Origin of the sequence: Paracoccus sp. NBH48, assembly GCF_015390265.1 — a bacterium.
In the GTDB taxonomy this organism is placed as follows: domain Bacteria; phylum Pseudomonadota; class Alphaproteobacteria; order Rhodobacterales; family Rhodobacteraceae; genus Paracoccus; species Paracoccus marcusii.
Genome location: NZ_VUOJ01000004.1, coordinates 580,844 through 603,267, shown reverse-complemented (window position 1 = coordinate 603,267; position 22,424 = coordinate 580,844). Strand labels below are relative to the sequence as shown.

Here is a 22,424-nt window from a genome sequence, read left to right as displayed (position 1 = left end):
CTCAGGCCAGCCAGCGCTTGCGCCGGCGATAGCTGCGCACCTCGCGGAAGGACTTGCGCCCCTCGTCCGACATGCCCAGGTAGAATTCCTTGACGTCCGGGTTCTCGCGCAGCTGCGCGGCCGGACCCTCCATCACGACGCGCCCGTTCTCCAGGATATAGCCCTGATGGGCATAGCGCAGCGCGACGTTGGTGTTCTGCTCGGCCAGAAGGAAGGTGACGCCCTCGCCCTCGTTCACGGCCTTAACGATCTGGAAGATCTGCTCGACCAGTTGCGGGGCCAGGCCCATCGACGGCTCGTCCAGCAGGATCATCTGCGGGCGCGACATCAGCGCGCGACCCATCGCGGTCATCTGCTGTTCGCCGCCCGAGGTGTATCCCGCCTGGCTCTTCCGCCGCTCGCGCAGGCGCGGGAAATAGTCATAGACCAGCTCCAGATCGCGCTTGATGGCGGCCGATCCGTCGCGGCGGGTATAGGCGCCGGTCAGCAGGTTCTCCTCCACCGTCAGGTGCTCGAAGCAGTGGCGCCCCTCCATCACCTGGATGACGCCGCGCCGAACCAGGGCGGCCGGGTCCAGCGCGGTGATGTCGTCGCCCTGATAGGTGATCGACCCCTTGGTCACCTCTCCGCGTTCACTGGCCAGCAGGTTCGAGATCGCCTTGAGCGTCGTCGTCTTGCCTGCCCCGTTGCCCCCCAGCAGCGCAGTGATGCCGCCCTTGGGCACCGTCAGGCTGACACCCTTCAGGACCAGGATGACGTGGTTGTAGATCACCTCGATGTTGTTGACGTCCAGCAGCGTCTCTTGGGTGCGGGTATCGAACATGGGCTGTCCCCTAGGATGCGGGACCGGCGGCGGGGTGACCGCCGCCGGTCGTGGATCAGTTGCAGCGCGCGGTCAGGCCCGCCTCGGCGGCATAGGCGGCGCTGTCTTCCTTGATCAGCGGGTCCAGGATCTCGGCATCCGGCTCGATGAAGTCGGTGATCAGCGACCACGTCCCCTCGGCGGCGTTCCACTGCTGCACGCGGGCCAGGCCGTCGCCGCCATGGTTCTGACAGGACAGCGCGATGGGCGCGCCGAAATCGGGCAGGCCCAGCTCAGCCATGCGCTCGGCGGTGATGTCCAGCGCCTCGAAGCCGTCGCGCATCTGCGCGGGCGTGATCTCGGGGGTGCCGGCCAGCTCCTGCGCCTTGGCGATGGCCTCGGCGATCACCAGCGCCGCATAGGCGCCGCGCGAATAGAGAACGCTGCCCGCCTGATCGCCCGCACCGGCCGCCAGGCCCTTGTCATAGACATGCGTCTGCAGGTCCTCGTACAGCGGATAGTCTCGGCCCACGCCGTGGAAGGTCAGCGCTTTGTAGCCCTCGGCCCCGGCCCCCGCCGCGCGCACGTCGTTCTCCGATCCCGACCACCAGATGCCGATGAACTTGTCCATCGGGAAGCGGATGTTCACGGCCTCCTGGATGGCGACCTGGTTCATCACGCCCCAGGCATACATGATCACGTAATCGGGCCGGTCGCGGCGGATCTGCAGCCATTGCGACTTCTGCTCCTGGCCGGGTGCGTCCACGGGCAGCAGGCTCAGTTCGAACCCGTGCTTTTCGGACAGCTCCTCCAGCGTACGGATCGGCTCCTTGCCATAGGCCGAGTTGTGATAGACCAGCGCGATCTTCTTGCCGGCCAGGTCGCCGCCCTCTTGGTCCAGGATGTGCTTGACCGCGACCGAGGCGCCGTCCCAGTAGTTCGCAGGCGCGTTGAACACCCATTCGAAGACAGAGCCGTCCTTGGCCGAGGTGCGGCCATAGCCCGGCGTATAGAGCGGGATGCCGTCCTGGGTGATCCGCGGGATCAGCTGATAGGTGATGCCGGTCGACAGCGGATTCAGGACCAGCGGGTTCTGGGTGCGCAGCGATTCATAGCACTCGACCCCCTTCTCGGTGTTGTAGGCGGTCTCGCATTCCGGGACCTGGATGCGCTGACCGCCGATGCCGCCGTCGCGTTCGTTGAGCAGCGTGAAGTAATCGGCAAAGCCGTCGGCATAGGGGATGCCGTTCGCGGCATAGGGGCCGGTCCGATAGGACATGTTCGGCACGATCAGGTCCGCCAGTGCGGGGCTTGCGACCATCATCGTGGTGGCCAGGGCGGCAAGGGTCAGTTTCATTGCGGGTCTCCTCCCAGAGATGCGATGCCGGTTGCCCGGTCTTGACGTTAATGCGGGAACGGCCACAGGCGCAGCTTGTCCTTGGCCAGGCGCCACAGGCGCGCCAGGCCGTGCGGCTCGACGATGAGGAAGGCCACGATCAGCGCGCCCACGATCATCAGCTCGATATGGGCGGCCAGGTCGGTGGGCCAGCCCATGTTGCCGACCAGGAAGTTCTTGAGCAGCACCGGCAGCAGCACCAGGAAGGCCGCGCCGGCAAAGCTGCCGAAGATGCTGCCCAGGCCGCCGATGATGATCATGAACAGCACCAGGAAGCTCTTGTTGATGCCGAAGGCCTCGCCGACCTCGGCCGCGCCCAGGTAGACCGCGAACAGAAGCGCGCCCGCGATGCCGATGAAGAAACTGCTGACGGCAAAGGCCGACAGTTTCGCGCGCAGGGGGTTCACGCCGATGATCTCGGCCGCGATGTCCATGTCGCGGATGGCCATCCACTTGCGCCCCAGGCTGCCGCGCGTCAGGTTGCGCGCGACCCAGGCCAGCACGAAGGCGAAGACCAGGCAGATCAGGTATTTCGCGGGCGCGGTCGCGGCCGGGCCGGTCACCGCCTGGTCGAACACCGTGCGCGTCGGCGCGGTGATCTGGCCCGAGGCCGAATAGTTGTAGAACCACGGCACCTTGTTGAACAGCCAGACCAGGAAGAACTGCGCGGCCAGCGTGGCCACGGCCAGATAGAAGCCCTTGATGCGCAGGCTGGGCAGGCCGAACAGGACGCCCACCCCGGCGGTGATGCCGCCCGCCAGCAGGATGTGGATGACGATGCTGACGTCCGGGAATGCCGTCATCAGCTTGTAGACCGCATAGGCCCCCACCGCCATGAAGCCGCCGGTTCCCAGGCTGACCTGGCCGGCATAGCCGGTCAGCACGTTCAACCCCAGGGCGGCGATCGCATAGATCAGGAAGGGTACCAGGACCGCATTGGCCCAATAGTCGTTGATGACGAAGGGGATGATCCCGAAGGCCACGGCCAGGATCGCGTAATAGCCCCAGCGGTCCAGACGGATCGGAAAGGTCTGGCTGTCGTCGCGGTAGCTGGTCTTGAAGTCGCCGGCCTCACGATAGATCATCGGGTGTTCCTTTCAGCGCGGTCGGCGGGGGCCAGCCCCCGCACCCCCGGGGTATTTCTGCAATGAAGAAGCGCCATGGTCACACCCGTTCGATGATGCGTTCGCCGAACAGGCCCTGGGGCCGGAACACCAGGAAGATCAGCGCCAGGACATAGGCGAACCAGTTCTCGGTCGCGCCGCCGACCATCGGGCCGATGGTGAATTCGAACAGTTTCTCGCCCACGCCGATGATCAGCCCGCCCACGATGGCGCCGGGGATCGAAGTGAAGCCCCCCAGCATCAGCACCGGCAGCGCCTTGAGCGCGATCAGCGACAGGCTGAACTGCACCCCAGATTTCGTGCCCCACATGATGCCCGCGACCAGCGCCACGAAACCTGCGATCGACCAGACCATCACCCAGATGAAGCGCAGCGAGATGCCCACGGACATCGCCGCCTGGTGGTCGTCGGCCACGGCGCGCATGGCGCGGCCCTGCTTGGTGTATTGCGCGAAGGCCACCAGTGCGGCCACCAGGATCGCCGCGATCAACGTGGCCCACAGGTCCAGCCGGTCGATGAAGAAGCCATAGCCGAACCATTGCGCGGTGACGGCCTCGATCCCGTCCGAGATGCCCTGCGGCAGTCCCACGTCCAGCGTCTTGATGTCGGCGCCCCACATCACGTCGCCCAGGCCCTCCAGGAAATAGGCAAGGCCGATGGTCGCCATGAAAAGGATGATCGGTTCCTGCCCCACCAGGTGCTGCAGAACCAGCTTCTCGATCAGGAAGGCCAGGCCGACCATCACCAGCGCGGTCAGGGCCACGGCCAGGACCGCGGGCACCGTCCAGCCGAAATGGTGCAGCGAGGTGCCGAAGGCCGCGTTGATCAGATGCGCGAAGGGCACCTGGCCGTTCTGGATGCCCACCAGCGTCAGTGCCGCGAACAGCGCCAGCACCCCCTGGGCATAGTTGAAGACGCCGGACGCCTTGAAGATCAGCACGAAGCCCAGCGCCACAAGCGCGTACATGACCCCGGTCATCAGGCCGTTCAGCACGACCTCGGCGGCGAAGATCAGCTGGTCCATGGGGCGCATCCTTTCACTTCTGCACGGATCGGATCAGTCATGGGCCACCCCCAGATAGGCGTCGATCACCGCCTGATTGCTGCGAACCTCGGCGGGCGTGCCGTCGCCGATCTTCTTGCCGTAATCCATCACCACCACCCGGTCGGACAGGTCCATGACCACGCCCATGTCGTGTTCGATCAGGCAGATCGTGGTGCCGAACTCGTCGTTCACCGACAGGATGAAGCGGGACATGTCCTCCTTCTCCTCGACGTTCATGCCGGCCATCGGCTCGTCCAGCAGCAGCAGGTTCGGTTCCGCCGCCAGCGCGCGGGCCAGCTCGACCCGCTTCTTCAGGCCGTAGGGCAGACGGCCGACGGGCGTCTTGCGGATGTTCTGGATCTCCAAGAAGTCGATGATGCGTTCGACCACGGCGCGGTTCTCATTCTCCTCGCGCTCGGCCGCGCCCCACCACAGGGCCTGGGACAGGAAGCCCGCCTTCATCTTGTTCAGGCGCCCGGTCATGATGTTGTCCAGAACCGACATGCCGTCGAACAGCGCGATGTTCTGGAAGGTGCGGGCGATGCCCAGACGCGCCACCTGATAGGGCCTCATCGCCGGGCGCGGCTGGCCCTTGAAGATGACCTGCCCCTCCTGCGGGTTGTAGAACCCCGAGATGATGTTCAGCATCGACGACTTGCCCGCGCCGTTCGGGCCGATGATCGCGCGGATCTCTCCTTGGCGGATGTCGAAGCTGATGTCCTTGATGGCTGTCACGCCGCCGAACCGCAGGGTGATGTTTCGCAGCTCCATCACCACGGGGCCGATCTGGCGGCCGTCGGCGGTCACATAGCCGTCCTGGGTCATCGCGTTCATTGGGCTGCTACCTTCTGACGGGCCGCGTCGCCATAGACGCGGGCATCCTCGATGCGCAGGGTCGCGCTGATGGCGCCCTTGCGGCCGTCCTCGTAGGTGACCTCGGTCCGGGTATGGACGCTGGACGATCCGTCATAGAGCGCGGTGACCAGGTCGTGGAACTTCTCGGTGATGACGGCGCGGCGGACCTTGCGGGTGCGGGTCATCTCTCCGTCGTCGGGGTCCAGCTCCTTGTGCAGCACCAGGAAGCGGTGGACCTGACAGCCCGACAGCATCGGGTCCTGCGAGACGGATTCGTTCACCGCCTCGACATGGCCGCGGATGGTCTCATAGACCTGCGGGTGGCCGGCCAGTTCCTGATAGCTGCCATAGGCGATGTTGTTGCGTTCGGCCCAGTTGCCGACCGCGGTCAGGTCGATGTTGATCATCGCGGTGCAGAAGTCGCGGCCGTTGCCGATGACCACGGCCTCCAGGATGTTGGGATAGAACTTCAGCTTGTTCTCGACATATTTGGGGGCGAACATCGCGCCACTGGCCATGCGACCCACGTCCTTGGCGCGGTCGATGATGCGCAGATGGCCGCTGCCCTCCTCGAAGAAGCCCGCGTCGCCCGTGGCGACCCAGCCCTCGGCATCCTTGGTGGACGCGGTGCTGTCGGCGTTCTTGTAATATTCGACGAAGGTGCCGGGGCTGCGGTAATAGACCTCGCCGTTCTCTCCGATGCGGACCTCCACCCCGGGGCTGGGAACGCCCACCGTGTCCGAGCGCACCTGCCCGTCGGGCTGCTGGGTGATGAAGACGCTTGCCTCGGTCTGGCCGTAAAGCTGCTTCAGGTTGATGCCCAGGCTGCGGTAGAAATCGAAGATCTCGGGGCCGATCGCCTCTCCGGCGGTATAGCCCACGCGCACGCGGCTGAGGCCCAGGGTGTTCTTCAGCGGGCCGAAGACGAAGATCTTGCCCAGCGCATAGGCCAGCTTGTCGCCCAAGCCGACCGTCTTGCCGTCCAGGAGCGCCGGGCCCGCGCGATGCGCGACCGCCATGCCGCGCTTGAACAGCCACCGCTTGAAGCGGCTGGCATCCTCCATGCGGATCATGACCGAGGTCAGCTGACCCTCGAAGACGCGGGGCGGCGCGAAGAAATAGGTCGGCCCGATCTCGCGCATGTCGGTCATCATCGTGTGCGCGCCCTCGGGGCAGTTCACGGTGAAGCCCGACCACATCGCCTGGCCCATCGAGAAGATGAAGTCGCCCACCCAGGCCATCGGCAGATAGGCCACGATCTCCTCGACCTCGGTCAGATGGTCGAAATCGGCGGTGTTGCGGGCGGTCTCGATGATGTTTCGGTTGGACAGGACCACGCCCTTGGGCTTGCCCGTCGTGCCGCTGGTGTAGAGCATCACGCAGGTGCTGTCGTAATTCAGCCCGGCGATGATCGCGTCCAGCCGCGGCCCCAAGGTGGCGGCCCCCGCCCGGCCCTGCGCCTGCACGTCGGCCAGCGACGCCATGTTGGCATGGTCGTACTTCCTCAGGCCCCGCCCGTCGGTATAGATGATGCGGGCCCGCGCGCCGGTGGTCTGCTCGACCTCCAGCACCTTGTCGACCTGCTCCTGATCGCCGCACAGCACGAAGCGCGCGCCGCAATGATCCAGGACATAGGCCATCTCCTCGGCCACGGCGTCCTGGTACAGGGGCACCGGGATCGCGCCGCACATCTGTGCCGCGATCATGCCCCAGTAATGCGCCGGACGGTTGCGCCCGATGATCGCCATGTGATCGCCCGGCGCCAGCCCCTGCGCCATCAGCCCCATCGCCAGGGCGCGGATCTCGTCCGCGGCCTGGGTCCAGGTCCAGCTTTGCCAGATCCCGTATTCCTTCTCGCGATAGGCGGGGCGGTCGCCAAAGCGGGCGACGTTGCGCGCCAGCAGCGCGGGCACGGATTGCAGATCGCCCGGGGCGTGTGCTGAACGGTCATGTATCCTCCCTCAAGGCGCGGACGCCCTGTCGCGCGGCACCTCCCCGTGCCCCGCGACACACATACCATTGGCGCCAAACCTTGCGCCAGTTTTACGCGATTCCTACGAAATGTTACGACGCTTTCGCACGCTGCACACCGGTGCTAGGCCAACGGGCGGAGGAGACCGCCATGCACCACCCCGACCCCGTCACGCGGGCCGAGATTCGCGCCGACCTGACCCGGTCGGGGCTGAACCTGATCGGCCAGGCGCTGTCCATCTTCGACGCGGACCTGCGCCTGGCGGTGGCCAACCGGCAGTACCAGACGATGTTCGACCTGCCCGACGACCTGACCCTGCCGGGCAGCCATTTCGAGGACACGATCCGCTTTCTGGCCCGGCGCGGCGAATACGGCCCGACCGAGGACCCCGAACAGGCCGTCGCCCTGCGCGTGGCCCAGGCCCGCACGTTCCAGCCGCACTACTTCGAACGCGAACGCGCCGACGGCCGGTGGGTCGCGGTCGAGGGCGCGCCGCTGTCCCAAGGGGGCTGGGTCACCGTCTATACCGACATCACCGACATCAAGCGCCAGGAAGCGCTGCTTCGGGCGCGGTCGGACGCGCTGTCCGAACAGGTGCTGCTGAATGCCGAACGGCTGGCGGCGGCGAACCGCAAGCTGGCCGCGACGAACGCCGCCCTATCCGAAGCGCAGCGCATCCTGACCCGGACCGAGGCCCGCACCCGCCAAGTGACCGAGATGGTCCCGGCCCATATCGCGCATATGGACGCGCAGTTCCGCTATACCTTCTCCAACCGGCGGCTGCCGGTGATCTTTCCGGGGGCCGAGGGCGACATCGTCGGACTGACGCTGGAACAGGCCCTGGGGGCGGCCACCGCGCGAACCCTGCACCCGTTCATGGAGCGCGCGCTGGCGGGCGATCCCCAGGTGTTCGAGATCACCCACCCCACCTCGGGCCGGCGCATCCGCATCGCGCTGACGCCGGACCGCGATGGTCAGGGGGTTTATATCCTCTCCACCGATGTCAGCGCCGAGGTCCAGTCGCGCGAGGCGCTGGGCCCATGCCGCGCGGCGCAACCTGGCCGCCCAGCTGACCAGCGGCATGGCGCATGATTTCGGCAACTTGCTGACGATCATCCTGGGCCTGCAGGCCCGTCTCGCCGCCCGCGACCTGCCACCGGACGCGGCCGAGGATGTCCAGGCGACGCTGGCGGCCGCCCGCCGCGGGGCCTCGCTTCTGGACCGGCTGGCGCAGATCACCGGCGCGCGCGAACCCGCGCTGGAGCCGACGGACCTGCCGACGTTGCTGTCCGATCTGGCGGTGCTGGCCCGCCCTTCGTTGTCCGAAGGGACGCGGCTGGACCTGGCCGTGGCCCTGCCGCCCGGACAACTGCTGCTGGACCCCGGCGCGCTGCAGGATTCGGCGCTGAACCTGATCCTGAACGCCAATGCCGCGATCACCCCGCCCGGCGTCATCACGCTGAAGGCGCGGCGCAGCGGCGACTGGCTGGAACTGACGGTGGGCGATACCGGACCCGGCTTCACCCCCGAAGCCCTGTCCCGCGCGACGGAACCCTTCTTCACCACCAAGAAGGGCCAGGGATCGGGTCTGGGCCTGTCGATGGTCTATGACCAGACCAAGATGGTCGGGGGCACCATGCGCCTGTCGAACGGGCCGCGGGGCGCGCAGGTGATGCTGCGCCTGCCCTGGCGGCCCGTGGCGCGACGGATGGTGCTGCTGGTCGAGGATGACGACCAGATCCGCGCCCAGGTCCGCGACCAGCTGACCGGGCTGGGCCATGCGGTGATCGAGGCCGCGTCCCTGTCGGAGGCCCGCGCCCTGACCGACCTGCCGGGGCTGGAGGTGATCCTGTCGGACATCCAACTGGGCGATGGGCTGGGACTGGATCTGGTGGGGACGGTGCCCCTGGTGATGATGACCTCGCTGCCACCGGGCGATCCGCTGCGTGCCCGCGCGCCGGGGCCGGTGCTGACCAAGCCCGTAACGGCCCCGCGCCTGGCCGCCGCACTGGCAGCCCCCGCAAAGGAGATGCCATGACCGACGCCCCCCTGATCGCGATCCTGGACGACGAGCCGCAGATCCGCCGCATCCTGTCCGCCGCGCTGGAACAGGCAGGCTTTCGCACGCAAAGCTTCGGTCGCGCGACCGAGTTCGAGGCCGCGCTGCGCCGCATCACGCCGGATGCCTGCCTGATCGATTTGGGCCTGCCGGACCGGGACGGGTTGGCGCTGGTCCATCGGCTGGCATCGGATTCGGGGGCGGTCATCATCATCGTGTCGGGACGGGCGCAAGTCCAGGACCGGGTGACGGGATTGGAGCTGGGGGCCGACGACTACATCACCAAGCCCTTCGAGCCGGCCGAGGTCGTGGCCCGCATCCGCGCCCGCTTGCGACGGCCGTCCCAAAGCGCGACCCAGCGCCCCCAGACGCTGCGCTTTGCGGGCTGGACGGCGGAATTCGACCGTTACCTGCTGACCGCGCCCGACGGCATCGAGACACCGCTGAGCCATGCCGAGGCAGAGGTGCTGCGCCTGTTCACCGACAATCCCCGCCGCCTGATCACCCGCGCACAGATGCTGGAAACCCTGGGCGGCACGGCCGGCGACAGCTTTGATCGGGCGATGGACGTCCGCATCTCGCGCCTGCGGACCAAGCTGGGCGAGGATCCCAAGAACCCGCGGCTGATCAAGACGATCTATGGCGCGGGCTACATCTTTCTGGCCGAGATCGGCTGAGTTCCGCACCGGATCACGGTTTGCCCTGCCGGGCGGTAGCGGCGCAAGCCGGCCCCATCGAGGGGCTGGCTTGCGCGCGGGGGCTATGCCCCCGCAGGCCCTACACCATCAACGTCGTCGCAATCCTGCACCGCTGTCGCATCTTGACCCGGTCTGTGGGGTATCCCAGCAGGGGGGTCCGGGGGGACGGGAAGTCCCCCCGGCACGTCGCGGGACGCAGACGGCCCGACGGTCAGGCGTCGCGGTCCCATCCGCTGATGGCCTTGCTGTCCATGAACTCCTCCAGCCCCATCACGCCGCCTTCGCGCGCCCGGCCGGATTTCTTGACCCCGCCAAAGGCCGATCCGGCCCCGCGCGATTCGCCGTTCATCTCGACCATGCCCGCCCGCAGCTGCCGCGCCACGCGGTTACGGCGCGCGCCGTCCTGGCTCTGGACATAGTTCGTCAGCCCGTAGGGGGTGTCATTGGCGATGGCCACGGCCTCCTCCTCGCTGTCGAAGGGGATGATTGACAGAACCGGGCCAAAGATCTCCTGCTGCGCGACTGTCATGTCGTTCGACACATCCGCAAAGACCGTCGGCCGCACGAAATAGCCGCGGTTCACCCCCTCGGGCAGGCCCGGCCCGCCCGCGACCAGGCGCGCACCCTCGTCGATGCCCGCCTGGATCAGGCCCTGGATCTTGTCCCATTGCTGGCGGCTGACCACTGGGCCGATATGCTTGCCCGGCTGATGGGCGCTCGCCACGGCGGTCTCCTCGGCCACCCTGGCCGCGACCTCGACCGCGCGGTCATAGACCGAGCGTTCGACCAGCATCCGCGTCGGCGCGTTGCAGGACTGCCCGCTGTTGTAGAAGCAGTGCCGTGCGCCGCGCACCACGGCCTTGTCGTCGGCATCGGCAAAGACGATGTTGGCGCCCTTGCCACCCAGCTCCAGCACGACCTTCTTCAGGCTGTCGGCCGCGGCCTTGCTGATCGCTATCCCTGCGCGGGTCGAGCCGGTGAAGCTGATCATCTCGACATCCGGATGCACCGACAGCTGGCTGCCGACCCCCGCGCCATCGCCGTTCACCAAGTTGAAGACGCCCGCGGGCACGCCAGCCTCATCCAGCACCTCGGCAAAGACCATCGACGACAAAGGCGCGATCTCGGAGGGCTTCAGCACGCAGGTATCCCCCGCCAGCAGCGCCGGGATCACCTTCAGCGTCACCTGGTTCATCGGCCAGTTCCAGGGCGTGATCAGGCCCACCACGCCCACCGGCTCCCACGCGACCATGCTGGTCGGCGCATGCCCCCCCAAGGGCCGCACGAACTGGAACTCCTTGAAGGCGGTGATGAAATTACGGGTGTGCCAGGCCCCGGCCTCGGCCTGGTCGGCCAAGGACATGTCCTCGGGCGCGCCCATCTCCAGGCTGATCGCACGGGCGATGTCGGGCATGCGCCGCTCATAGACCGCCAGGATGCGCTCGACCACGGCCAGGCGCTCGGCGGGCGGCGTCGCGGCCCAGGCCGGGAAGGCGCGCTTGGCCGCGGCCACCGCCGCATCGGTATCCGCCTGATCGCCGATCGAGATCACCGCGACCGTATCCTCGGTCGACGGGTCGATCACCTCCAGGTCGCGTGCCTGCACGGGGTCGACCCAGGCTCCGTCGATATAGAATTTCCGCTGGTCCAGCATCTGGTCCTCCTGACTGGCATTCGGGCAAAGCCTGTCACCCCGCAGGCCGCGCCGCAACCCCGGCCGCATGGCGCCCCCACTGGCATTCCGCGCCGCGGCGCTTATCTATGGGGCGACGCAACCAACCGGAAAAGGAGCGCCCATGTCCCTGCGCATCAATGACACGGCCCCCGACTTCACCGCCAATTCGACCGAAGGGCAGATCCGCTTCCACGACTGGATCGGCGACAGCTATGCCATCGTCTTCAGCCATCCGCGCGACTTCACCCCGGTCTGCACCACAGAATTCGGCGCCGTGGCGCAACTGGCTCCCGAATTCGAAAAGCGCAACACCAAGGTGCTGGGCGTGTCCGTGGACAGCGTGGACGACCACCAGAAATGGAAGGCCGATATCGGCAAGGTCGCGGGCGTTCCTGCGAACTTCGCCATCATCGACGACAGCGACCTGGGGGTCGCCAAGGCCTATGACATGCTGCCAGCCGAATACTACCTGCCGACCGAAGGCCGCACGCCCGCCCATTCCGCCACCGTGCGCACCGTCTTCATCATCGGGCCGGACAAGAAGGTCCGCCTGACCATGACCTATCCCATGTCCGTGGGCCGCAACTTTGCCGAGATCCTGCGCGCGCTGGACGCGGTGCAGAAGACCGACGGCGTGCCGATCGCCACGCCCGCCAACTGGGTGCCGGGCCAGGACGTGATCGTGGCCCTGTCCCTGGACGATGCCGCGGCCGAGGCGAAATACGGCCCCCTGGACATCAAGCTGCCCTATCTGCGCTATGCCAAGGACCCGGCCTGATCACGGCCAGCCGTAATGATCCAGCAGGGCGGCGATGGCACGGTCATTGCCGCCCTGCCCTGCAGGGGGGCGGTTCACCGAACGCAGGCTGACCGCCTGGCTGCCTTCCCATTCAAAGATGCGGGCACGTTCGCCGATCTTGACGGGCTGAGATCCGGCCATGCGATGCATCCAGTACAGCCAGATGTCGTCCGCACCCGGTGACAGTCGCATGAACAGGTCGTCGCGCGTCACGTCGGCATGGAACACGCCGGGCGCATAGATCACCCCCGACACGCCGGTCGGAAAGACCAGCGGCCCGGTCTGTGGCGTCCGCAGGTTGTGATCCCAGCCCTCGTAAGGGGCGGGACGGCTGCCTTCCATCACTACGCCATGCGCCCGCAGGCAGGCGACGCCCGCGCCCCGATGCGCGGCTTCGACCAGACGCTCCAGCCAGTCGGCAGGATAGTACAGGTCGTCATCCGCCGTGGCGACATAGGCGTCGGGGTGCTCCAGCAGGGTCGGCACGATCTTCTTGTAGGACCGCCACAGCGGGCAGACGCGGATCTCCAACCGGGACATCGCCAGGACTTCGGCGGGCAGGTGCTGCTGGTCGCCCTCGTCCAGCCACAGGATCACACGATCGGGCTGCACCGTCTGGCGCAGAAGCGCGCGCAGCGTCGGCGCCAGCGTCGCGAACCGCGCGCGGTGGCTGGTCAGCGACACGATCAGCGGCGCAGGCAGGCCGTGCGGCCTGCCGGGACGGTCCGGGCGGCTGGCGGTTTCCGCCAGCGCGCGGGCCAGCCTGCGGCGGTGCTTGAACCGGCGGAACGCGTCGCGGATCACGGGTTTTCCCACGCGCGGCGCAGCCAGCCGATGTCGCCGATGCGGCGATACCACTTGTGCCCACGCCCGGCAAAGACGTCCTCCATCTTGGGCGCGCCGGCGAACAGCACGATCCTTGCCCCCTGGGGCAGCGACGGGTCGCGCAGATAGCTGGCCAGATTGCGCGGCACGCAGTCGTTCTTGAAGCTGACGCACCAGCCCTTGGGCCAGTAATGCAGGTTCCCATGCGCGGCCAGCTGCGCCGACTGGAACTGCTGGCTGATCTCATAGTCCCGGGTGGCCGCCGCCGGATCGGCCAGATAGGCGTCCAGCACATAGCCATGATCACCCACCCGATAGCGGAACACGCTGGAATTGCCGACGCTGTGCAGGAACCGGTCGCGGTTCGGATTCACCTTGCGCAGGGGTTTTGCCCGGAACAGGTCGTCGTCACGGATGATGAAGAAGTCGCCCGGCAGATCGAAGAACGGGCCCAGGTCATCCACCACCACCAGGTCGATGTCCAAGAACAGCGCCGTCCCCGACAGGGCCGCATCGGCGCCGCCCAGGTCGCGCCGGAACAGCGCCAGCTTGCGCCAGCGGGTGTCCGAATGGCCCTGGGGCAGCCCCAGCTCCGGCAGCGGCAACGCCTCGACCTGCGGATCGAGGCCCGCCGCATCGTCCGTGAAGCAGATGAACCGGTGCGGCCGGTCCAGATGCCGCCGGACCTGCGCCGCAAGCCGGTTCACATCGGCACTGCTGTAGAGCGTGCCCCATTTCATCGTCAGGATCAGCAGAGGTTCGGTCATCGCTTGTCCCACATTTCGACTTCGCGCCGGATCGGTTCGGGATAGGCGGCGTGCAGGCCCAGCTCGATCATCTTGGCACGCTTGCCGACCATCATCTCGACGCGCTGCTTCTTGAGGAACGGAAACCCAAGCGAGGTCATGACCGCCGGATGCAGCGCGGTCGAAAAGACCAGCAGTTCGGTGTTGTCGATACGCTCGCGCAGCATGTCGCGGATCTGCAGCGCGCTGAGCGTCGGGTCCGCCAGCAGCGGATCCAGCAGGCGCGAATCCTTGCGGTTCACCTGCGCCTGGTGGTGCAGGATGTCGCGCATCATCTGTTCGTCATCCAGCGTCAGCAGGAATTGCACCACCTCGCGCCAGCTGTGCAATCCGCCGACGGAATAGCCCAGCTTGCGGAAGTGGCGGGTCAGACCCAGTTCGCGCAGCTGGATCACGATGCGCTTCTCGTTGACCAACGACATCTTGCGCCAATAGCGGTCGAAATCCGCGTCGCGCACCATCCGGCCCGAAAAGCGGAAGAAATATGACTGCACATGCTGGGCGTTCATGTCGCCCGTCTCTCGATGCTGCTGGTCCAGGTCGATGAACAGGCCCCACAGATCCTCGGGCGCGGCACGGCTGCGCTTCAGCACGTCGGAATCCTCGGACAGGGGGAACCACATGCTGTCGTTCATGATGTACAGCGCCCTGGGGCGAATGCCGCGGTCAAGAACCTGCAGCACGCCCTCGCGGTAGCCGCCGAAATCATAGCCCAGGTTGGGCCGTTCGACGACAAGATGGGACAGCTCTGCCAGACGCGCGCGGTCATCCGCCGCCAGCGGCGCATTGGTCACCACGACCACCGACACGCCCTGCGACGCCATCCAGCGCAGCTGCCACAGCGTCGAATCCAGCAACCCGCGCGGCTGATAGATCAGAAGGACCGCGACCTCGTCCATCAGGCGCTGGGCGCCTTCTGTCACGTGAACCGTCTTGTGGCGCCGCAGATCGTGCGCCGCCCGCGCGACGTGGCCCCAAGACGGCAGCACCAAGGCCGCGATCTGACGCCCGACGCGCCGCGTCTCTCGCACCAGCTTTTCGGAAAGCGTCTTCTCGGGCGGCATGAAGGGTTTTTCGGTCACGACACTGGCCTTGTGCAGCGTGCACGCCACGGCGTGCGGAATGTCGAAAGGGGGCAGATGCCCTGCCCCCTTCTGTCTTTCGGTGCGGATATCAGCCTTCGGCCGACTGGTCCTGCTTTTCCTCGATCTCGGCACCGGTTTCCTGGTCGACCATCTTCATGCCCAGACGAACCTTGCCGCGATCGTCGAAGCCCAGCAGCTTGACCTTGACCTCCTGGCCCTCCTTCAGGATCTCGTTCGGATGACCCAGGCGGCGGTTGGCGATCTGGCTGACATGGACCAGCCCGTCACGCTTGCCGAAGAAGTTCACGAAGGCGCCGAAGTCGACCAGCTTGACGACCTTGCCGGTATAGACCTTGCCCTCTTCCGGCTCGGCCACGATCGAATAGATCATGTCATAGGCCTTCTTGATCGAATCGGCGTTGGCCGACGCGATCTTGATGATGCCGTCGTCGTTGATGTCGACCTTGGCACCCGAAACCTCGACGATCTCGCGGATGACCTTGCCGCCCGAACCGATCACTTCGCGGATCTTGTCGGTCGGGATCTGCATCGTCTCGATGCGCGGCGCATGGGCGCTGAACTCGGTCCGGCCTGCGGTCAGGGCGTTGGCCATTTCCGACAGGATGTGCAGACGACCGTCCTTGGCCTGAGCCAGGGCCTGCTCCATGATCTCGGGGGTGATGCCCGCGACCTTGATGTCCATCTGCAGCGACGTGATCCCGTTCTCGGTCCCCGCCACCTTGAAATCCATGTCGCCCAGGTGGTCTTCGTCACCTAGGATGTCGGTCAGCACGGCAAAGCGGCCGTCCTCTTCCAGGATCAGGCCCATCGCCACGCCCGCGACCGGCGCCTTGAGCGGCACGCCCGCATCCATCATCGACAGCGAACCGCCGCAGACCGACGCCATCGACGACGACCCGTTCGATTCGGTGATCTCGGACACGACGCGGATGGTGTAGGGGAAGTCCGTCGCCGCGGGCAGAACCGCCTGCAGCGCGCGCCATGCCAGCTTGCCATGGCCGATCTCGCGGCGGCCGGGGCTGCCCACGCGACCAACCTCGCCGACCGAATAGGGCGGGAAGTTGTAATGCAGCAGGAAGTTCGAGCGCGAATTGCCGTGCAACGCATCGATGATCTGTTCGTCATCGCCGGTGCCCAGGGTCGTCACGACCAGCGCCTGCGTCTCGCCCCGCGTGAACAGCGACGAACCGTGGGTGCGCGGCAGGATGCCGACTTGGCTGACGATCGGACGAACGGTCTTGGTGTCCCGGCCGTCGATGCGGGCGCCACCGCTGATGATGTCGCCGCGCAGGATGCCCGATTCCAGCTTCTTCAGCGCCGAGCCCAGATTGGCATCGGCCAGCTCTTCCTCGGTCAGGGCGTCCTTGACCTTGGTCTTGGCGGCGGCGATGGCGTCCTGACGCTCGGACTTGTCGCGGATCGCGTAAGCCGCGCGCATGTCGGCCTCGCCCAGCGACTTCACGCGGTTGTAGAGCGCGCTGTAGTCGGGCGACTGGAAGTCGAACGGCTCCTTGGCGGCATCCTCGGCAAGGTCGATGATCAGGTCGATCACCGGCTTGATCGCGTCATGGCCGAACTTGACCGCGCCCAGCATCTCCTGCTCGGTCAGCTCATAGGCCTCGGATTCGACCATCATCACGGCGTCGGCGGTGCCGGCGATGACCAGGTCCAGGCGCTGTTCGGGGTTGTTGCGCAGGCCGTCCATATCCTGAACCTCGGGGTTCAGCACATATTCGCCGTTCGAGAAGCCGACGCGGGCGCCCGCGATCGGGCCCATGAAGGGCACGCCCGAGATGGTCAGCGCGGCGCTGGCCGCGATCATTGCGACGATGTCGGGATCGTTGACCAGGTCGTGGCTCAGCACGGTGCACATCACCAGCACTTCATGCTTGAAGCCGGGGGCGAACAGCGGGCGGATCGGACGGTCGATCAGGCGCGCGGTCAGCGTCTCCTTTTCGGACGGACGCGCCTCGCGCTTGAAGAAGCCGCCCGGGACCTTGCCGGCGGCATAGTATTTTTCCTGGTAATGCACCGTCAGCGGAAAGAAGTCCTGACCGGGCTTCGGCGCCTTCGCGAAGGTGACGTTGGCCATGACGCTGGTCTCGCCCAAAGTGGCGATGACGCTGCCGTCGGCCTGACGGGCAACCTTGCCCGTTTCCAGCGTCAGGGTTTCCTGGCCCCACTGGATCGATTTCTTCACTTCATCAAACATCTGATTTCCTCAAAGGGTGCTCCGGCCCTCCGGCCACCCATGTCATGTATCGCGGCCCCATTGCCGCCGCCCCTATCCTTTGCATGTGCCCCGGGGCAGGACCTCACGTCACAGATGACAGGGGCCATACAGGAAAACGCCGGATTTGGGAAGGGCGGCGACGGATGCGCCAAAGGCGGCCGGACCACGGTGCGGCCGCCCGTTTCCGGCCCGCCGACCGGGCGGTCGCGTCAGGCGGCGACCGGCGCGCGGCGATCGGCCACCGGGGCGGCGGCGGCCGAAACCGGGGCCGCCGCCTCTGGCGCGCGGAACAGGTCGCGCAGTTCGGCATAGCCCGTTCTGGCAAGGTTCAGCAGGCGGTCGCGCTGCAGCTGGCTTTCGGCAAAGCTGCGCGCCTGCGCCTCCTCACCCAGACGCGGCTCCTCGGATTTGACGGCAGCGGGTACGGCATCCGCGACAGGCGCGGCCTCGCCCAGCGGCGCGGGGCGCGGGGCGGCAGGGGCTGCCGCGGGCGTCGCGTCGGGGGCAGGCTCCGTCCGGGCCACCTGGCTGCCTTCGGCGGCGCGTGCCATCGCATCGGGATCATAGCCGGCCTCGGCGTCCGGCGTCGGTTCCGGTTGCACCGCCACGGCCTGCTCCTCGGCCGGGACGGGCTGGGTCTGCTGCGCCGGGGCGGTTTCCTGCGGTTGCTGCGGCGGGGGGCTGCTGGGTGCCGGGGTGGTGTTCGTACGCCAGCCACTGGTCAGGCCACTGATCAACATGTCAACTCTCCTACGATGATGGCGGGCTGTTAACGTTTCAGTCACCACGCGATCCATAAGAGGGTCCTGAAAGTTTTAGCGATTGCCCGGACGCGGCAACGCCCCGAGATTGCCGGGCATGCAGGCTGTTTTCGACAGCATATTGATTTGACTTTGATTCTTTCCGCGTAACTGCCCAAGCAGCGCTACTGGGCCGTTCGGGGATCGCCAAGCGACCTGCCCTTAAGGACAGCCGCCGCCCGCAATGCAAAACGCCCGCGACAGGGTCGCGGGCGCCAGGGAAATGCGGGGTGCCGGTCTTAGCGACGCAGGCCCAGCTTGCCGATCAGGGCGGTGTAACGCGCCTCTTCCTTCTTCTTCAGATAGTCCAGCAGCTTGCGGCGCTGTGCGACCATCATCAGCAGACCACGACGCGAGTGGTTGTCTTTCTTGTGCGACTTGAAGTGCTCGGTCAGGGTGGCGATGCGCGAGGACAGGATCGCGATCTGCACTTCCGGCGAACCGGTATCGCCTTCCTTGGTGCCGAACTCTGCGATGACGCGGGCTTTTTCTTCGACGGTGATCGACATCGGGATCTCCTTTCGGATGAAGGGTGAGGGCACAGGCCGGGATGTCGTCCAGCAAGGTCCATGAAACACCGCACGGACCGGATGTCCGACGGATGCGCGCGTCTAGCCCATCAGGGGCGAAAAGGAAAGCCCGTTCAGCCGCCGATGGCCACGATGCGAATGTCGCCCAGGCGCAGGGCCTCGGGGTTCAGCAGGCGCCCCACGGCTTGGCCGTTCACCTCCAGCAGCGTGCTGCCACCCGCGTCCTCGCGCAGCGACAGCTGCACGTCGCGCGCGACCTGCGCATCCAGATGCAGGACCAGCTGGTCGTGATCGCCGTGGAAATCGGCCAGCGTCGGAAAGCCCTCCTGGACCTGGCGCAGCAAGAAGGTGTCGTCGCCCGCGTTGCCCGACGCAAAGTCATGCGCGCCGGGCATCAGCGTGTCGTTGCCGTCCCCGCCGTTCATCCAGACCGTTTCGGGGCCGTCATGGCCGATCAGCACGTCGTCGCCCGCGCCCCCGTCCAGATCATCCGTGCCGCCGGTCGAGACCAGCAGGTCGTTGCCCTCATGCCCGGCCAGGACGTCGTCGCCCTCGCCTCCGAACAGCGAATCATCGCCCTCCCCGCCCATCAGGGTGTCGTCGCCATCCTCTCCGAACAGCATGTCATTGCCGCCCTGACCGGCCAGCAGGTCGTCGCCCTCGCCACCATAGATCAGGTCGTCGCCGCCAGGCCCATAGACCGCGTCGCCCTGGACCCAGTCATCGCCGGCCCCCGCCTCGATCGTGTCGGCGCCCAGGCCGCCCCGCAGGTCGTCCGCGCCGCCCTGACCGCGAATCAGATCGTCGCCGGGCGTCCCCATCAGGAAATCCAGCCCCTCCGACCCGTCGATTACCGATTCGTCCGGCGCGGCCGGCACCTCGGGCTCCGGTTCGGGCTCGGGCTCCGGCTGGGGTTCGGGCATGATGGGGGGCAGGCTCTCGCCCTCCTCCTCATCCGGGACGGGGGTGTCGTCGTCGTCATCCTCGGCATGCCGACTGGTCAGCGCGCTGACATCGACCATCATCCCGGCCATCAGCACGCCCAGAATCCCGCCCAGAATGATCATCGACCCAGACCCCGTTCGCGACCGGCCCCATGCCGATGCCACGATACTAACGCGCCATGGCCCGGCATCGTACGGAAAAGTTGATAAAACCTTAATGCGGGTTGGCGGCCCGGCATGAAAAAACCCGCCCTGTGCGGGGCGGGTGATTCTGTCGTTTCCGCGTGACCTGCCGGATGACCCGGCCAGGACCCAACCGATCAGCCCTGGCGGGCCTTGAAGCGGCGGTTGGTCTTGTTGATCACGTAGATGCGGCCCTTGCGGCGCACGACCTGGCAGTCGCGGTGCCGGCTCTTGAGCGAGCGGAGCGAGTTGCGAACCTTCATCGGTTTTCTCCATCGTCGCGGCGCGTCGCAGCCGCATTGGAAAACGAAATGCCCCCGGTTTTGGCCGGGGGCGGCGAAATAATGGTGGGCGGTACTGGGATCGAACCAGTGGCCACTACGATGTCAACGTAGTGCTCTACCGCTGAGCTAACCGCCCGTTCCTTGGTGATTCCATCACGTTTCCTTGCGAAAACCCGGTGCAATCCCCTCGGTCCGCAGGTCTTTAACCGAGGTGTCTGGGGTATTCAAGGCCTATCGGTGGGCAATTTTTCAGGTTTATATGCGTTGACGCGCCGGATGCCGAGGTCTGCCTTGTCCCAGCCTGATCTGCCCTATGTCGTGACACGCCCCCGCCACTGGCTTTCGGGGGTGATCTTCGCGTCCCCGCATTCGGGCCATGACTATCCCGACTGGTTCCTGCAGGGCACCCGCCTGCCCATCCAGACCCTGCGATCGTCCGAGGACGCCTTCATCGATCGCCTGATCGCGCCCGCCACGGCCTTTGGGGCGGTCACGCTGGCTGCGCGCATCCCGCGCTGCATCGTGGACCTCAACCGCGGCGCGGACGAGATCGACCCCCTGGTCGTGCGCGGCGTGCCGCGTCACCCGCTGAACCAGCGCACCCTGGCCGGGCTGGGGGTGATTCCCCGCGTGGTCAGCCAGGGCCGGGTGATTCACGACCGCCAGATCGACCGGGCCGAGGCCGACCGCCGGATCGACGCCTGCTGGCGCCCCTATCACGCGGCGCTGTCCGGGCTGATCGCGCAGGCCCGCGCCCGATTCGGGCAGGCGATCCTGATCGACATGCACTCCATGCCCCATGATGCGCTGTCGCATCTGCAGGGAACGCGGCCCGACATGGTGCTGGGCAACCGTCACGGGCTGTCGGCGGCGGCGCGCATCTCGGACGCGGTCAGCGCCGCGGTCGAGGCCGAGGGCTGGACCCTGCGCCGCAATGCCCCCTTCTCGGGGGCCTACATCTGCTCGGCCTATGGCCGCCCCGCCCAGAACGTCCATGTCGTGCAGCTGGAGATCGACCGCTCGCTCTACATGGACGAGGCGACGATCACCCCCCGCCCCGACTTCGACGACTTCGCGGCGCGAATCGCCCGGGTGATCGGCCGCCTGTCCGGCCTGGGCCAGGATCAGTCGGGCGGGCGCGTCGCCGCGGAATGACCGCCGCGGGCTTCAACGGTGCCAAGCTGCTGCTAACCCATGGCGACCGGCTGCTGACGTGCCTACGCGACGATCGCCCCAACATTCCCTTTCCGGCGCATTGGGACCTGCCCGGCGGCGGCCGCGAAGGACAGGAGACGCCCGTCCAATGCGCCCTGCGCGAGCTGGACGAGGAGTTCGGGCTGCACCTGTCCCCGCAGGCGCTGACCGGTCGGGCGTTTCCGTCGCATTCCGCGCCCGGACTGATGTCCTGGCTGTTCGCGGGGCAGATCAGCGCGGCCCAGATCGCCGCGATCCGGTTCGGGAACGAAGGTCAGGGGTGGTGCATGATGCCGGTGGCTGACTATCTGACCCACCCACGCGCGATCCCGCATTTCTGCCGCTGGATCACCGCGATGCGGCAATGACGGCGCGGGTCAGCGGGCGCAGGCTGTCGCCCTTGACCGCCCAGCTGGTCGCAAAGGCGAAGGTGGCCGCCGTCTCCAGCCAGAAGACCGGGCGCAGGCGCGCCAGCGTATCGTCCAGGCCCGTCGCGAACAGCAGCCCGATCAGGCCGATGCTGACGATGATCGTCCATCCGCAGATGCGATAGATGCGGTTCGACGCGGCCTTTTCCGGGCCGTCCACGGTACCCCTGACGAACAGCACCAGGCAGAACACCGCCAGCGCGGCAAAGAACAGCCCCGCCGCGACGACATGGATCAGCGCCGACAGGCCCGGACCCGCGATGCATTCCAGCGCGGTGCAGGGCCCGTCCGGCCCATCCGTGGGGACCAGGGCCACCAGCGCGATGGAGACCGCCGCCAGCCGCGCCATGGCCTTGTCAGTGATCCATTCGCCCGCATCGGGGCGGAACCCCTCATAGCTCCACAGGAACACGGCCTGCGCGATCAGCGTGCCGACGAAGACCTCGCGCATCGGAGAGTAATAGTAGGCCGAGATGCTGGTCCGCAGCGGCTCGGGCCACAGCACTGCATAGGCGATCAGCGCCAGCGGCAGAAAGAACCCCAGGGCGCCGATGGCGCGGCGCACCGCCAGGAAGGACAGGACCAGCTCGTTGCGGACCTTCTGCACGCCGCCGTCATCGTCCATCGCCACCCCCGCGTTTCGCGCCATGCTGGGACGCAGGGGCG

Annotated in this window: 20 protein-coding genes, 1 tRNA gene and 1 pseudogene; 5 read left to right on the top strand and 17 right to left on the bottom strand. The window is 66.9% G+C overall.

Features of this window, described 5'->3' with window-relative positions:
* Position 1 precedes the first annotated feature (1 nt).
* From F1642_RS09815 to F1642_RS09790, 6 genes are all read right to left on the bottom strand, one after another.
* The gene (locus F1642_RS09815) at positions 2–823 is read right to left on the bottom strand and encodes an ABC transporter ATP-binding protein (RefSeq protein ID WP_194886130.1); all 822 of its coding nucleotides are present in this window, start codon (positions 821–823) and stop codon (positions 2–4) included.
* A gap of 55 nt (positions 824–878) precedes the next feature.
* Complete coding sequence (locus F1642_RS09810) at positions 879–2,159, bottom strand: ABC transporter substrate-binding protein (RefSeq protein WP_194886129.1); 1,281 nt, start codon at positions 2,157–2,159, stop codon at positions 879–881.
* 47 nt (positions 2,160–2,206) lie between these two features.
* A complete protein-coding gene (locus F1642_RS09805) occupies positions 2,207–3,283 on the bottom strand; it encodes a branched-chain amino acid ABC transporter permease (RefSeq protein ID WP_194886128.1) in 1,077 nt (358 codons plus the stop codon).
* Between the two features lie 79 nt (positions 3,284–3,362).
* A complete protein-coding gene (locus F1642_RS09800; protein WP_045980991.1) occupies positions 3,363–4,346 on the bottom strand; it encodes a branched-chain amino acid ABC transporter permease in 984 nt (327 codons plus the stop codon).
* Positions 4,347–4,379: 33 nt separating this feature from the next.
* Positions 4,380–5,201 (bottom strand): ABC transporter ATP-binding protein, encoded by an 822-nt coding sequence (locus F1642_RS09795; RefSeq protein WP_194886126.1) that lies wholly within the window; start codon positions 5,199–5,201, stop codon positions 4,380–4,382.
* Complete coding sequence (locus tag F1642_RS09790; RefSeq protein WP_194886259.1) at positions 5,198–7,144, bottom strand: AMP-binding protein; 1,947 nt, start codon at positions 7,142–7,144, stop codon at positions 5,198–5,200. Before F1642_RS09790 ends, F1642_RS09795 begins: the two co-directional genes overlap by 4 nt.
* A 200-nt stretch (positions 7,145–7,344) precedes the next feature.
* On the opposite strand from F1642_RS09790, the pseudogene F1642_RS09785 reads away from it, so the two are divergent.
* Both F1642_RS09785 and F1642_RS09780 read left to right on the top strand, forming a co-directional pair.
* Positions 7,345–9,232, top strand: a pseudogene (locus F1642_RS09785) (PAS-domain containing protein).
* Positions 9,229–9,930, top strand: coding sequence for a response regulator transcription factor (locus F1642_RS09780; protein ID WP_194886125.1), 702 nt, complete (start codon positions 9,229–9,231; stop codon positions 9,928–9,930). Before F1642_RS09785 ends, F1642_RS09780 begins: the two are co-directional and overlap by 4 nt.
* Before the next feature lie 232 nt (positions 9,931–10,162).
* Here F1642_RS09780 and F1642_RS09775 read toward each other — a convergent pair whose 3' ends face one another.
* Entirely contained in the window at positions 10,163–11,605 is a 1,443-nt protein-coding gene (locus tag F1642_RS09775; RefSeq protein ID WP_194886124.1) for an aldehyde dehydrogenase family protein, read from the bottom strand.
* A gap of 142 nt (positions 11,606–11,747) precedes the next feature.
* Here F1642_RS09775 and F1642_RS09770 point away from each other — a divergent pair, with 142 nt between their 5' ends.
* Positions 11,748–12,404, top strand: a complete 657-nt coding sequence (locus F1642_RS09770; RefSeq protein WP_045980997.1) for a peroxiredoxin — start codon at positions 11,748–11,750, stop codon at positions 12,402–12,404.
* Here the strand turns inward: F1642_RS09770 and F1642_RS09765 are convergent, their stop codons facing one another.
* The 9 genes from F1642_RS09765 to F1642_RS09725 all read right to left on the bottom strand — a co-directional run bounded on the left by F1642_RS09765 (position 12,405) and on the right by F1642_RS09725 (position 20,272).
* A complete protein-coding gene (locus F1642_RS09765) occupies positions 12,405–13,229 on the bottom strand; it encodes a glycosyltransferase (RefSeq protein ID WP_194886123.1) in 825 nt (274 codons plus the stop codon). It lies immediately after the preceding gene.
* Entirely contained in the window at positions 13,226–14,017 is a 792-nt protein-coding gene (locus F1642_RS09760; protein ID WP_194886122.1) for a hypothetical protein, read from the bottom strand. The genes F1642_RS09765 and F1642_RS09760 overlap by 4 nt, the downstream gene beginning before the upstream one ends.
* On the bottom strand, positions 14,014–15,138 hold the full coding sequence (locus F1642_RS09755) for a rhamnan synthesis F family protein (RefSeq protein WP_194886121.1): 1,125 nt from the start codon (positions 15,136–15,138) through the stop codon (positions 14,014–14,016). Before F1642_RS09755 ends, F1642_RS09760 begins: the two co-directional genes overlap by 4 nt.
* 91 nt (positions 15,139–15,229) lie before the next feature.
* Positions 15,230–17,374, bottom strand: a complete 2,145-nt coding sequence (gene pnp / locus F1642_RS09750; protein WP_046000707.1) for a polyribonucleotide nucleotidyltransferase — start codon at positions 17,372–17,374, stop codon at positions 15,230–15,232.
* A 230-nt stretch (positions 17,375–17,604) separates the two neighbouring features.
* Complete coding sequence (locus F1642_RS09745) at positions 17,605–18,135, bottom strand: hypothetical protein (RefSeq protein WP_194886120.1); 531 nt, start codon at positions 18,133–18,135, stop codon at positions 17,605–17,607.
* A gap of 299 nt (positions 18,136–18,434) precedes the next feature.
* Positions 18,435–18,704: a 30S ribosomal protein S15 gene (gene rpsO / locus F1642_RS09740; RefSeq protein WP_045982834.1), complete on the bottom strand. Its 270-nt coding sequence runs from the start codon at positions 18,702–18,704 to the stop codon at positions 18,435–18,437.
* A gap of 134 nt (positions 18,705–18,838) precedes the next feature.
* On the bottom strand, positions 18,839–19,792 hold the full coding sequence (locus tag F1642_RS09735) for a calcium-binding protein (protein ID WP_255522340.1): 954 nt from the start codon (positions 19,790–19,792) through the stop codon (positions 18,839–18,841).
* A 197-nt stretch (positions 19,793–19,989) separates the two neighbouring features.
* Positions 19,990–20,115 (bottom strand): type B 50S ribosomal protein L36, encoded by a 126-nt coding sequence (gene ykgO / locus F1642_RS09730; protein ID WP_042245282.1) that lies wholly within the window; start codon positions 20,113–20,115, stop codon positions 19,990–19,992.
* Between the two features lie 82 nt (positions 20,116–20,197).
* Positions 20,198–20,272: transfer RNA gene (locus tag F1642_RS09725), tRNA-Val, on the bottom strand.
* A 155-nt stretch (positions 20,273–20,427) separates the two neighbouring features.
* Between F1642_RS09725 and F1642_RS09720 the strand changes: the two genes are divergently transcribed.
* Both F1642_RS09720 and F1642_RS09715 read left to right on the top strand, forming a co-directional pair.
* The gene (locus F1642_RS09720) at positions 20,428–21,291 is read left to right on the top strand and encodes an N-formylglutamate amidohydrolase (protein ID WP_245008393.1); all 864 of its coding nucleotides are present in this window, start codon (positions 20,428–20,430) and stop codon (positions 21,289–21,291) included.
* On the top strand, positions 21,288–21,698 hold the full coding sequence (locus tag F1642_RS09715; protein WP_194886119.1) for an NUDIX hydrolase: 411 nt from the start codon (positions 21,288–21,290) through the stop codon (positions 21,696–21,698). The genes F1642_RS09720 and F1642_RS09715 overlap by 4 nt, the downstream gene beginning before the upstream one ends.
* On the opposite strand, the gene F1642_RS09710 is transcribed toward F1642_RS09715, so the two are convergent.
* Positions 21,679–22,407, bottom strand: coding sequence for a DUF998 domain-containing protein (locus F1642_RS09710; protein ID WP_194886118.1), 729 nt, complete (start codon positions 22,405–22,407; stop codon positions 21,679–21,681). The two genes, F1642_RS09715 and F1642_RS09710, sit on opposite strands and share 20 nt — an antisense overlap.
* Positions 22,408–22,424 lie beyond the last annotated feature (17 nt).

What these genes read in the sequence shown, in the direction of transcription:
- F1642_RS09780 (WP_194886125.1), top strand. Translation starts at nt 9,229, where the DNA reads ATGACCGACGCCCCCCTGATCGCGATCCTGGACGACGAGCCGCAGATC.
- F1642_RS09805 (WP_194886128.1), bottom strand. Translation starts at nt 3,283, where the DNA reads ATGATCTATCGTGAGGCCGGCGACTTCAAGACCAGCTACCGCGACGAC.
- F1642_RS09770 (WP_045980997.1), top strand. Translation starts at nt 11,748, where the DNA reads ATGTCCCTGCGCATCAATGACACGGCCCCCGACTTCACCGCCAATTCG.
- F1642_RS09735 (WP_255522340.1), bottom strand. Translation starts at nt 19,792, where the DNA reads ATGATCATTCTGGGCGGGATTCTGGGCGTGCTGATGGCCGGGATGATG.
- F1642_RS09760 (WP_194886122.1), bottom strand. Translation starts at nt 14,017, where the DNA reads ATGACCGAACCTCTGCTGATCCTGACGATGAAATGGGGCACGCTCTAC.
- F1642_RS09745 (WP_194886120.1), bottom strand. Translation starts at nt 18,135, where the DNA reads ATGTTGATCAGTGGCCTGACCAGTGGCTGGCGTACGAACACCACCCCG.
- F1642_RS09800 (WP_045980991.1), bottom strand. Translation starts at nt 4,346, where the DNA reads ATGGACCAGCTGATCTTCGCCGCCGAGGTCGTGCTGAACGGCCTGATG.
- F1642_RS09710 (WP_194886118.1), bottom strand. Translation starts at nt 22,407, where the DNA reads ATGGCGCGAAACGCGGGGGTGGCGATGGACGATGACGGCGGCGTGCAG.
- rpsO (WP_045982834.1), bottom strand. Translation starts at nt 18,704, where the DNA reads ATGTCGATCACCGTCGAAGAAAAAGCCCGCGTCATCGCAGAGTTCGGC.
- F1642_RS09775 (WP_194886124.1), bottom strand. Translation starts at nt 11,605, where the DNA reads ATGCTGGACCAGCGGAAATTCTATATCGACGGAGCCTGGGTCGACCCC.
- ykgO (WP_042245282.1), bottom strand. Translation starts at nt 20,115, where the DNA reads ATGAAGGTTCGCAACTCGCTCCGCTCGCTCAAGAGCCGGCACCGCGAC.
- F1642_RS09715 (WP_194886119.1), top strand. Translation starts at nt 21,288, where the DNA reads ATGACCGCCGCGGGCTTCAACGGTGCCAAGCTGCTGCTAACCCATGGC.
- F1642_RS09810 (WP_194886129.1), bottom strand. Translation starts at nt 2,159, where the DNA reads ATGAAACTGACCCTTGCCGCCCTGGCCACCACGATGATGGTCGCAAGC.
- F1642_RS09815 (WP_194886130.1), bottom strand. Translation starts at nt 823, where the DNA reads ATGTTCGATACCCGCACCCAAGAGACGCTGCTGGACGTCAACAACATC.
- pnp (WP_046000707.1), bottom strand. Translation starts at nt 17,374, where the DNA reads ATGTTTGATGAAGTGAAGAAATCGATCCAGTGGGGCCAGGAAACCCTG.
- F1642_RS09795 (WP_194886126.1), bottom strand. Translation starts at nt 5,201, where the DNA reads ATGAACGCGATGACCCAGGACGGCTATGTGACCGCCGACGGCCGCCAG.